Below are 11,947 nucleotides of genomic sequence, written 5' to 3'. Positions count from 1 at the left end.
ACCTCTTAGGGATTGAAACAGTCTCGTTAGTCTCACGGGGGGGGGGGTCAATTTTTTGTTTAAACTCTTATTAATACCTCTTAGGGATTGAAACTACGATGGCAAAATGTGGATTTAATGAATGAAAAAGTTGTTTAAACTCTTATTAATACCTCTTAGGGATTGAAACAAGTCGCTTCCACTTTTCAAATCTAAAATCATCGGGTTTAAACTCTTATTAATACCTCTTAGGGATTGAAACCGATTAATAAGCAATATATTGTTGATGGCGATGGTAATGTTTAAACTCTTATTAATACCTCTTAGGGATTGAAACTGGGATAAAAACAATAATACTTATCGCTTTAACCAGTTTAAACTCTTATTAATACCTCTTAGGGATTGAAACTAAAGCCCTCAAATTCTTTAATTAAGTCTATCCCGTTTAAACTCTTATTAATACCTCTTAGGGATTGAAACCGTAAGCAACCTTTTAAACCTTGCAACTTTTCGTTTAAACTCTTATTAATACCTCTTAGGGATTGAAACTTTTAAGTGGATTAACTCACCTCCTTTTATCTTTTGTTTAAACTCTTATTAATACCTCTTAGGGATTGAAACATGTTTGGTAAAAACCATCAGGGAAACTTATCAACAAATCTGGAAACCTATTATGATCGGATTAAGCAAATATTATTGGGGGTAATATGAATCAAACTATTGAGGTAAATATTGCTGATATTCTCGTCCGTTTGGAAGGGAAAATTGACAAGTTAGAAAACAAAATTGATCATTTAACTAATGAAGTTAATGAGGTCAAAATCAATGTTGCTAAACTTGATGAAAAGTTAAATAGTGTGGAGAGCAATTTTAAAACTAATTTTGAGGGTTTAGATAAGAGATTGGTTAATTTAGAGTTTGTTTATCGTGGGGCAGGGGTTGCCATTATTGGGGGTATTTTACTGGCAATTTTTAGATTTTTGTTTCCTGATTTTACTATTTAAGCAATATTAAAGGGGTGATAAAACCCCTTTTTTTGTTGCAATTACCATTGGTTAAAATTTATAATTTAATTTCCCACTTCTTGGCAATATTAGCAATTTCTCTTGCTTTATCAGTGCCGTTAATACATCTTCTCGCATTAACATAATCTTTTCGAGAATAGTTTAAACTCTTATTAATACCTCTTAGGGATTGAAACTCCTTTTTTATAATGGTATGACTTAATAACATTTTGGAGGTGAAATAATGACGATCGAACAAATGATTAAATCCTTTGACCAATTATCAGCACAAGAGCAAGATAACCTATTAGAAATTCTGCGTCAACGTCGCTCTCAATTAACAAAGGGTGAAGATTTACCTAATGAGAGTGAGTTAGAAGAAGCGATCACCCCTAGCACTGCTAAAGTGGAAACAGTGGATGATTTAAAAGTGGATTTAGGCAAGGAAAAACAAGGTTTTTGGTCAGCTTTACAAGATTTTCGCCGTCGGGTTGATTTAGAATCTCTGGATGATGATACTTTTGACAATTTACGAGATAAATCACCGGGTAGGGATGTCATTTTATGAGCCTAAAATATTTGTTAGATACTAATATTATCTCGGAAGCAAAACGTCCTTTACCTAATCAAAATGTCATAAAAAATCTTAGTTTATATTCACAGGAAATAGCCACTGCGATGTCTTTGATGGATTTAGACCTCAAACATGATGAATTTATCCATACTATAAAATTTTTGTCCTGTACTTAGCTATTCTTTCTAGTTTAAACTCTTATTAATACCTTTTAGGGATTGAAACATTAATACTTGCTAGGGACTCAAATATATTTATTGTGGATTTAATCTTATGTCATCAAACTGCTGATTTTGATGCCCTTGGGGCGGCAGTGGGATTAACTAAATTACACCCGGGTGCAAAAATAGTTTTAACAGGAGGGGCTCATCCTTCCGTCCGTAAATTTTTAGCACTCCATCGAGATGAGTTAGCGTTGATGGAATTTCGCTCCGTTAATCCTGCTTTAATTCGTCATCTTTTCATAGTGGATACTCAAAGGCGCGATCGCATCGGTAAAGCAGTAGAATGGTTAGAATTAGATAATGTGAAATCTGTGACGATTTATGACCACCACGAGGAAAATGGACAGATTAGTGCGGATAATTTCCTTAAGTATATAGAAAAAGTCGGATCTTGTTCCACAATTATTTGTGAACTTTTGCAACAAAAATCTATTGGTTTAAATTCAGTAGAAGCCACAGCAATGGCATTAGGTATTCATGTGGATACGGGTTCATTGACTTTTGAACAAACTACCCCCAGAGATGCTCTAGCTTTAGCTTGGTTGATGACTCAAGATGTCAATATTCGCACATTAGGGGAATATGTTGAGCCTAGTCTTGCCCCTGCTTTAAGAAAACTGTTACCCCATGCCCTCAAAAGTATCCAATCCTTAACAGTTAATGGTTATACTATCAGTTGGTTATTAGTAGAAACTCCCCACTTTATCCCCGGTTTATCAAACCTCACCAGTCGCATTATTGATTTAGTAGAAACCGATGTTTTACTATTTGGCCACTATTATGGGCATAATGTGGAGAAACAAAAACAAGGAAAACTAACTATTATTGGCAGGAGTAGCTTAGAATCCGTTAATTTAGCTCAAATATTTACTGCTTTTACAGGGGGAGGCCATAGTAGCGCCGCATCCTTTACTTTACGTTGTCCAAATCCCCACGATATTATTGAACAATTACTGACACAAATTGAAAATCAGATACCTTCTCCTCTCACCGCAAGGGATTTAATGGCTTATCCTGTGCGTACCATTCGCCCCTATACCACCATTGAGGAAGCCCAAAGAATCTTACTGCGTTATGGACATTCTGGTTTAGTAGTAGTTAATAAGGAAAAAGAATTAGTGGGGGTTATTTCTCGCCGTGACATTGATTTAGCTCTACATCATGGTTTTTCCCATGCCCCTGTTAAGGGTTATATGACGAAAAATGTGCAGGTAATTAATCCTGAAACTGCTTTATCTGAGATAGAGGAATTGATGGTTAAAAATGATATTGGTAGGTTGCCTGTGATGGAAAATGGGCAGTTAATAGGTATTGTGACGCGCACGGACGTTTTACGGCATCTGCACTCGGCTAGGCTTAATTCTCATCCCAATTCTAGTAATAATCTTCCTCTTGTCTCTTGCTTATTGCCTTCTTTAGAGAAAAAATTACACCCTCCTATCTGGAAATTGTTACAACAAACGGCAACTTATGCCCAACAACAGGGATGGCATTTATATTTAGTGGGAGGAGGAGTGAGAGATTTATTGTTAACGGATAACCATACCACTCTCAATTTACAGGATATTGATTTAGTGGTGGATGGTTTTCATCGGGCAACTACTCCCGAAGCAGGGGTGAAATTAGCCGAAGCCTTACAAGCTATCTACCCTCAAAGCCGTCTCAGTATTCATGGACAATTCCAGACTGCCGCTCTATTATGGCATAAAGACCCCCAATTAGGCTCATTATGGTTAGATATTGCCACCGCGCGCACGGAGTTTTATCCTTATCCTGCGGCTAATCCTGAAGTAGAATCAAGCTCAATTCGCCAAGATTTATACCGTCGAGATTTTACTATCAATGCTTTGGCAGTGCGTTTGACTCAACCCCATCAAGGGGAATTATTAGATTTTTTCGGTGGTGTGGAAGATGTGCGATCGCACTTTATTAGAGTATTACATCCGAATAGCTTTATAGAAGATCCTACCAGAATTTATCGAGCGGTGCGTTTTGCGGTAAGGTTAAATTTCGACATTGAAACCCAAACCAGAGAATATATTGATTATGCCGTCAATAGTGGTGTATTTGAAAGAGTATCCTTAGAAAAAAATTCTATCCCTGCCCTAACAACCCGTCTCAAAGCCGAATTAACTTACATTCTTCAGGCACAATACTGGCAACCCGCCTTAAAACTATTACAAGAAGTAGGGGCTTTGCGTTGTCTTCATCGTAATTGTCAAATTACCCCAAATTTGTGGTGGCAAATACGTTGTTTAGATCGTTGGCTAAAGTATTATCATGCAGATAGTTATAATCCTTCCGTATCTTCATGGTTATTGCGCTTAGAAATCATCCTCTCTAGTTTTCCAGAAGGAGTAATCGTCGCCAATAACTTAGAGTTACCGAAAGAGAGTATTCAAAGATTGTCTCATTTAAGTGAAAATAACGAAAAAATAAAACATTATCTACCCACTTGTCAAAATATAAGCGAAAAGGTAGAATTTTTAGCAAATTATCAATCTATTACCCTTTTACTCATTGCCGTTAAAAATAGTAAACCAATTAGACGTACTATTTGGAATTATTTAATGCACTGGAGTAAAGTAAAATCTCCTTTAGATGGTAAAGATTTACAAAAACTAGGTTATAAGCCAAGTAAACTATATAAAGAAATTTTAAATAAAGTACTGGCTTTATATTTAGATGGCAAAATAAAAAATCAAAGGGAAGCTGAAAACTTTGTTCTCAAGAATTACCCTATGAACAATTAGGAATTAGGAATTAATAATTAAATTTTTTGTCTTTTGTTTAATCAAAAATGCAGATAAATTTAGTTCGGTAAAAGCAAAATTTTAGTGAGTGAGTGTAAAAAAATGACTATAGGGAAAATCACCAACAAAATTGCCATATCTTCTCGTCAGAAATCAGTTTCTCCTAATTTAGAGTTAATTAATAATGCTCGAAAATCAAACAAGAATAAGGTAGAAAAAAAGAATAATAATTACTCCCAATCACAAAAATATTTGACTATTTTTAAGTATTTAATATTGTCAACTACTATTATTTTTAGCTTCGGAGGACTTGGTTTTGGTTTAGCTTTAAGATATGGTCATAGTTGGAAAGTTTCCCATTCTCTACAAGAGTTAGGAGTTCGTAGTTCTGATTTGGGAGTTAAAACGAACAAAGATTAAGCGAAATTTATTATTCATTAATTATTTTTAGGTATTTATTAAACCTAATATTTCATTGTTAAAAAGTTAGCTTTTCTTTTATTTTTTCCTAATTATTGTTTTTCTTTTATAGCTATTTTTTACTAAGTTTATTAATTGTATTAGACATCAATCTAGTTTAAAAAAAATCAATTATCATAACGAAATCATCACTATTAACTCTTTTAGCAAACTTCTTGCAAATGTCTATTGACAAAAAATTTCCCTTAGATTAAACATTTCAATTTATAAACATTTCACCTGATACCTGATACCTAACACCCGAAACCTACCCAATCAAAAACTCTTTAAGCAAATCCAAATTATTAATTCTTAATTATCTTGACATTGTTCAATTTTCATCAATAATGAAACTATATACCTTTAATTTAATTACTCAATAAAATTATCAAGTATGACCTTAGAATATCCAGAAGATTTAAGATACCTCGATTCTCATGAATATGTGCGTCTTGACGGAGAAATTGCCACCATCGGTATTACAGCGTTTGCTATTGAGGAGTTGGGAGATATTGTTTTCCTAGAATTGCCCGAATTAGGAGATGCGATCGAAGTTGAAGATAATATAGGTACAATTGAATCAGTTAAAGCCGTTTCTGAAATTTATGCCCCCGTAGCAGGTACAGTAATAGATCGTAATGATATGTTAATTGAATCTCCAGAAGCGATCGCAGATGATCCTTACGGAGAAGGATGGCTAATCAAAGTTAGACTGGATAACCCTGACGATGAACTAGAAAATACACTTTCTGTACAAGAGTATCGATCGTTAATTGAACCTGAAGAATAAACTAGAAATTTATTCATCCTTACCCCTTGCCCAAATCTGCCACCTAAACTAATAAGGCTCTTCTACAGTAATTATGGCAAATTGATAATAAATAGTATCTCAAACCGTTATTTGAAGAGGGTTTCAGTTGAACAAAAATAAAAAATTGATAAAATTTAAGTTTTAAAATCCCCCATTCTCCCCTTTAAAGGGGAGATACAGAGGGGTTTCCCCTTTTCCTTTTTTCAACTAACAATTTATCACAACGAGAAGTAATAGAGCCACTAATAATTTATATAACGAGAAGTAATAGAGCCAAAAATATGTGTCATAATTGAGGATGAAAAGTTCCAAAAAGCCAATTAATTTCGATTATTTATGGTTATTATGTGTGAGCTTTGGTTTTGAGTCTATCTTAGTAATAATGATGTGACCATGTCCTCTTTTTCTTTTTCCCTAGAGTACCAACCACCATATTTTCCGGTCACATTTATCTCCGCTGATGAATCCTTTTCTCGTGTACTTTCTTTGAGTGAAGAGCATCCTCATAATAGTATCTTTTTTATTGTTCAAAAGGAAGAAAAAGAATCTTCCTCCTGTCGTAAGTATTTAGGAATTTTAGCGAGGAAAAATTTATCTAAATATACTCAAGATTCAGAAGATAATGATAGTTTAAAAGCAGAAAATCTCGATTTATTACCCATTGTTTCTATCAAAAAATCAGAATTAACAAATCTTTTTATTGTTCTTTATAAATTTATTTCTTCGGGAAGTGATTATTTAGCAATTATTAACGATAATAGTGATATTATAGGGGTTTTAGCCCATGAAGATTTGCGAGATTATATTGAAATACACACAAATTTTAATTATCAAGAAATAGAGAAGTTAGTTAGTGAATTAAATATAACTATTACGGAAGATATTAGCGAAAAAAAAGCAGATAAAAAACAGGGAAAAATATTTATTAAAAATAATAATAAAGATAGTCAAGTTAAAACAAAAAATAATTCAGATACTATTTTACATCTTGATAAAATTATTGATGAACATAGAGAACAAGAAAGATATTGGCACAAATTAATTGAAGGAGCGGCGGCTATATCTGGGAAAGATTTTTTTAACAAAATAGCAGAATATATAAGTATCAATTTTGATGTGGATTATGTCTTTATTACAGAAAAAAAAGAGCAATATCTTGAAACTTTAGTATTTTTAGTTAACGGTAAAATTCAAAACAACTTCTGTTTTCCTTGTACAAATTTTCCTTGCGGAAAAGCAGTTCAAGAGGGAATATTTACTTGTCAAAATAATTTGAGAAGCCTTTTTCCTAATAATGAATTTCTTGAAAAATCAGAAATGGAAGGATTTGCCGGTGTTCAGTTAATTAATGGCAACAAAGAAGTCATTGGTGGATTATCGGTGGGTAGCAAATCATTTATTCCTAAAATTAAATTGGAGATGATTGCCGATATATTACAAGTTTTTGCCGCTCGTATCACATCTGAATTAGAAAGAGAAAAAGCAGTAACAGAATTAACTAATTTGCAACAACAATTAAAGAATGAGATTATTATAAAAACTACTCAATTAGAAATTAACGAACGAAAATACCGCACTTTAATTGAGAATTTTCCCGGGATAGTTTATAGCTGTCTCAATGATAATTTTTGGACTATGGAATTTCTCAGTGGTGAAATATTGAATATCACTGGTTATTATCCTGAAGAAGTAACAGGTAATAAATTGATTTCTTATGCTGATTTAATTCACCCTGATGATCGAGATATTGTCAATGAATTAATACAAGAAAGTTTACAAAAAAAGGAAATTTTCACCGTAGAATATCGCTTACAACATCGTGATGGTCATATTCGTTGGGTTTATGAAAAAGGTCAGGGCGTTTATGATTTTCAAGGAAATTTGATTCATTTATGCGGTGCAATTATTGATGTGAGCGATCGCAAATTGGCAGAAGAGGCATTGAAACACAGCGAAAAAGACCTATTCAATGCAAAGGAAATGCTAGAGTTGGTTTTAAATACCATTCCTCAAAGAGTTTTTTGGAAAAACACCCAATCAGTGCTTCTCGGTTGTAATCAGGCTTTTGCTAATGATTTTGATTCAACTGTTTCAGAGTTACAAGGAAAACAGATTAATGAAATTTGTTTTAACTCAGAAGACGCTCATCAATATCAACAATGTGATTGCGAAGTTATTAACACCCGTGAACCAATATACCATCAACAATATACTTATCACCGAAGAGATGGATCTACTATGTACATTGAAGGTAGTAAGTTTCCCCTAAAAAATAACGAAGGTGAAATTATAGGCATTCTGGGTACTTATCAAGATATAACTCAACGGAAAGAATATGAAGCGAAACTAGCACAAGAGAATAATTTTAATCAACAAATACTAGAAAACATGGCAGAAGGGTTATGTGTTTGTTCTGAAATCTCTGATTTTCCTTACATCCGTTTTAGCGTGTGGAATCATAAGATGGAGGAAATTACAGGCTATACCCTTGAGGAAATAAATCAAAAAGGTTGGTATCAAAGTCTTTATCCTGACCCTAATTTGCGAGAAAAAGCCATTGAAAGAATGAAGAGAATGCGTCAGGGGGAACATATTCACAAGGAAATATGGCGTATTATTCGAGCCGATAGTCAACCCCGCCTAATTCAGATTAGCACTTGTATTGTTCAAAAAATGGATAATAGCACCCATATTCTCGCCTTGATGCAAGATGTAACAGAACAAAAAAGAGCGGAAAAAGCCTTAAAACAAAGTGAGAGTCGTTATCGCAAGATTGTAGAAACAGCAAACGAAGGTATTTGGATTCTAAATAAAAAGGGAATAACTACTTTTGTGAATCGAACTTTAGCTGATATGTTGGGTTACTCTGCTGAGGATATTCGGGGTAAATCTTTTTTGAGTTTTATGGAGGATTCAGAGAAGGTTTTTGCTCAACAATTGTTTGAAAGACGGATACAAGGAGTCTCAGAACAACATGACTTTAAATTTTTAAGAGCTGATGGTTCAACCCTATGGGCGATCTTATCTACTAGCCCAATTTTTAATGATGAAGGGGAGTTTATAGGAGCTTTAGGTATGATAACCGATATTAGCGATCGCAAATTGATTGAAAGTCATATCAACGAACTATCTAAAAGACTAAAATTAGCCGTAGAATCCGCTCAAATTGGTATTTGGGAACTAGACTTAAAAACCCAGAAACTAACTTGGGACGAACAGATGTATAAACTTTATGATGTACCCATTGGCACACCTTGCTATTATAAAACTTGGACTAACGCTCTACATCCAGAAGATTTTGAAGATACCGTTAACTTATTTGAAAGAGCATCTTTAGATTTAGCAGAATATGATACTGTCTTCAGAGTTATACATTCCGACGGCAAAATAATATATATCAAAGCTAATGGAATGTTAGAAAAAGATGAAGAGGGTAAACCCTTAAAAATGATTGGCATAAATTATGACATAACACCACAAAAAGAAGCAGAAATAGTCCTTAAAGAAAGTAACGAAAACCTAGAAAAAATAAATCTTGAACTTGAAAAAACAACCCGAATGAAAGATGAGTTTCTAGCGAGTATGAGCCATGAATTACGCACTCCCTTAAATAGTATTCTAGGTTTATCAGAAGCCCTAAAAGAACAAGTATTTGGAACTTTAAATCAAAAACAATTAGACTCCCTTAATAATATTCATCGTAGTGGCAGACATTTACTAGATTTAATTAATGATATTCTCGATTTAGCAAAAATAGAATCAGGCAAAACAGAATTTAATTTTAGTTTAGTTGATGTAGTTAGTTTATCCCTAGATAGTTTGAATTTTATTCGATATTTAGCAGAGAAAAAAAATATTACCCTCACTTTCATCAACGAAATTCCCTCTAGTCACAAACTCTGTCAAATAGATGATAGACGCATTCGACAAGCCTTAATCAATTTACTTAATAACGGCATTAAATTTACACCTGAAGGGGGAAAAATAAAATTAAAAATCAATTTAGTCACTAAAATAAATTCAACATATCAAGAATTGGAAACCGGTGAGACTTTTATTCATTTCTCGGTAACAGATACAGGTATTGGCATTGCAGAAGAAAATATAAGCAAACTATTTCAAACCTTTGTACAAATAGATAGTCGTCTTAATCGTCAATATGCTGGTACTGGTTTAGGTTTAGCATTAGTCAAGCGTATCGTTGATGCTCACGGAGGTTTTGTTGGTGTAGAAAGTGAAATTAATCAGGGTAGTTGTTTTTCCTTTTACATTCCTTATTCCAAAGACGTAAAAGAGTATCATTCTGCTTTTTGGCATCCTAAAAATCCCCACAGAGTTAATTTATTTACCAAGAAAAAAATTAAGGAAAATGATGAATCTCTACTATATAATGGGAGGTTAGAATTTAGTTCTAATAATTCTGAACAAAAAACAGCTATTAATAGTATTAATAATTTAATTTTGTTAGTTGACGATAACGAAGAAAATATTTATGCAGTCTCTGATTATTTAAAAATAAAGGGTTTTTCTCTAGAAATTGCCAAGAATGGAAAGGATGCTTTAAATAAGTTAGAAGAGGTTAATCCCTGTATAATTTTAATGGACATTCAAATGCCCGAACTTGATGGTTTTGAAACAATTAGGTTAATTAAAGAAAATCCTCGTTGGCAGAATATTCCCATTATTGCCGTAACCGCCTTGGCTATGACAGGAGATAAAGAAAAATGTTTAAATGCTGGTGCAGACGATTATCTATCTAAGCCTTTTCGCTTAAAAGATTTGATTGAAAAAATTAACAAAGTCTTATCTTAAAGTTTAATTCAAGAAAGATTTATAGAAGAGAAAAACTATTTTAATTCTTAATAATGAGTTGAAAGATTATGCCGAAAAAACAGGTTATTTTAATTGTGGATGATGACCCTAATAATTTTGATGTTATTGAGGGTTTACTGTATAAATATGACTATAAATTATTTTATACTTCTAGCGGAAAAAGTGCTTTAGCTCAAATTGATAGTATCAAACCAGATTTAATTTTATTGGATGTGATGATGCCAGAAATGAATGGCATGGAAGTGTGTCAAATTGTCAAGGAAAAAAAAGAATGGCAATGTATTCCCATTATTATGGTAACGGCTTTAAATGATAAAAATGATTTAGCTCAATGTCTAGAAATGGGGGCGGATGATTTTATCAGCAAACCAGTAAATGGTATTGAATTAGCGGCGAGAGTTCAATCTATGTTAAGAATCAAAAGTCAATATGATTCATTACAAGAAATGCTGAAGTTAAGGGAAGAAATGACTAGCATAATCGTTCATGATTTACGAAATCCTTTAACCAATATTATTCTTTGTGCAGGGATATTAAAAATGCCTAATTTATCTCAAGAAGTTTATAGACAAAAATTAGAAGAAATTAATAATTCTGGGGATGTTTTAAACAATCAAATTGATACCCTTTTACAGATGGCAAAAATTCAGTCGGGAAAAATGGTTTTAGCTTATAAAGAAACGAACCTGAGTGAATTATTAAATATAGAATTAAAGAGTTTTCATAACATAGCTAAAGCGAATAATATTAATTTAATTTTGAAAGTTCCTGATACCACTAAATATTTTTTTTTAGATAGCCAATTAATTCGTCGTGTGATACAAAATTTATTATCTAATGCTGTTAAATTTTCTTCTGAAAATAGTAACATTATTTGTGAATTAAATTACTTTGATCATAGTTTTGAGATCAAAATTATTGATTCTGGAAAAACTATTTCTGATCAACAAAAAGAGTTCATTTTTAAGAAATATCAAATTGGAGAATCTGTCAAAGGAGTAAAACAAATTGGTTTAGGTTTATCTTTTTGTAAAATGGCGATCGAAGCTCATAATGGAACTATTAGAGTGGAAAATAATCCCGAAGGAAGGGGAAATGTCTTTATCATCAGTATTTGAAGTTAAAAGGGCAAAAGACAAACCCTCCTTTATCCCCAGGGCTGTTTCATTTTCGAGAAAGAAAAAAGAGCGGGAGATAAGGGGAGAGGGAGATGGGGGGATTTTTGACTTGCAGATTTTAAGTAAGAATCAAAAATCTTGAAACAATCAATTAATCATAATAAATTATCAAAACTCATTACTCATTACTCC

At 32.9% G+C, this 11,947-nt stretch carries 9 protein-coding genes and 1 CRISPR repeat array; of the genes, 8 read left to right on the top strand and 1 reads right to left on the bottom strand.

Annotated elements, in window-relative coordinates:
* Nucleotides 1-57: 57 nt before the first annotated feature.
* Nucleotides 58-600: a CRISPR direct-repeat array (repeat unit 37 nt; unit sequence GTTTAAACTCTTATTAATACCTCTTAGGGATTGAAAC).
* Nucleotides 601-686: 86 nt separating this feature from the next.
* The gene (locus tag CYAN10605_RS17305) at nucleotides 687-983 is read left to right on the top strand and encodes a coiled-coil domain-containing protein (RefSeq protein WP_015221237.1); all 297 of its coding nucleotides are present in this window, start codon (nucleotides 687-689) and stop codon (nucleotides 981-983) included.
* A gap of 58 nt (nucleotides 984-1,041) precedes the next feature.
* Here the strand turns inward: CYAN10605_RS17305 and CYAN10605_RS18960 are convergent, their stop codons facing one another.
* Nucleotides 1,042-1,212, bottom strand: coding sequence for a hypothetical protein (locus CYAN10605_RS18960; protein ID WP_190275006.1), 171 nt, complete (start codon nucleotides 1,210-1,212; stop codon nucleotides 1,042-1,044).
* Nucleotides 1,213-1,227: 15 nt separating this feature from the next.
* Between CYAN10605_RS18960 and CYAN10605_RS18720 the strand changes: the two genes are divergently transcribed.
* The 7 genes from CYAN10605_RS18720 to CYAN10605_RS17270 all read left to right on the top strand — a co-directional run bounded on the left by CYAN10605_RS18720 (nucleotide 1,228) and on the right by CYAN10605_RS17270 (nucleotide 11,755).
* Nucleotides 1,228-1,551, top strand: a complete 324-nt coding sequence (locus tag CYAN10605_RS18720; protein WP_190275005.1) for a type II toxin-antitoxin system Phd/YefM family antitoxin — start codon at nucleotides 1,228-1,230, stop codon at nucleotides 1,549-1,551.
* On the top strand, nucleotides 1,548-1,733 hold the full coding sequence (locus CYAN10605_RS19240) for a PIN domain-containing protein (protein WP_015221235.1): 186 nt from the start codon (nucleotides 1,548-1,550) through the stop codon (nucleotides 1,731-1,733). The genes CYAN10605_RS18720 and CYAN10605_RS19240 overlap by 4 nt, the downstream gene beginning before the upstream one ends.
* A gap of 83 nt (nucleotides 1,734-1,816) precedes the next feature.
* Complete coding sequence (locus tag CYAN10605_RS17290) at nucleotides 1,817-4,534, top strand: CBS domain-containing protein (RefSeq protein WP_015221234.1); 2,718 nt, start codon at nucleotides 1,817-1,819, stop codon at nucleotides 4,532-4,534.
* Nucleotides 4,535-4,636: 102 nt separating this feature from the next.
* Complete coding sequence (locus CYAN10605_RS17285) at nucleotides 4,637-4,954, top strand: hypothetical protein (RefSeq protein WP_015221233.1); 318 nt, start codon at nucleotides 4,637-4,639, stop codon at nucleotides 4,952-4,954.
* 433 nt (nucleotides 4,955-5,387) lie between these two features.
* Nucleotides 5,388-5,783 carry a glycine cleavage system protein GcvH gene (gene gcvH / locus CYAN10605_RS17280; RefSeq protein WP_015221232.1) on the top strand — a complete coding sequence of 132 codons (396 nt, stop codon included), beginning with the start codon at nucleotides 5,388-5,390 and terminating at the stop codon, nucleotides 5,781-5,783.
* A gap of 414 nt (nucleotides 5,784-6,197) precedes the next feature.
* Complete coding sequence (locus CYAN10605_RS17985; protein WP_015221231.1) at nucleotides 6,198-10,616, top strand: PAS domain S-box protein; 4,419 nt, start codon at nucleotides 6,198-6,200, stop codon at nucleotides 10,614-10,616.
* A 68-nt stretch (nucleotides 10,617-10,684) separates the two neighbouring features.
* Complete coding sequence (locus CYAN10605_RS17270) at nucleotides 10,685-11,755, top strand: hybrid sensor histidine kinase/response regulator (protein WP_015221230.1); 1,071 nt, start codon at nucleotides 10,685-10,687, stop codon at nucleotides 11,753-11,755.
* Nucleotides 11,756-11,947 lie beyond the last annotated feature (192 nt).

Source organism: Cyanobacterium aponinum PCC 10605 (assembly GCF_000317675.1).
GTDB lineage: Bacteria > Cyanobacteriota > Cyanobacteriia > Cyanobacteriales > Cyanobacteriaceae > PCC-10605.
The sequence above is the reverse complement of the archived record's forward strand: the minus strand, read 5'-3'. Positions and strand labels throughout refer to the sequence as shown.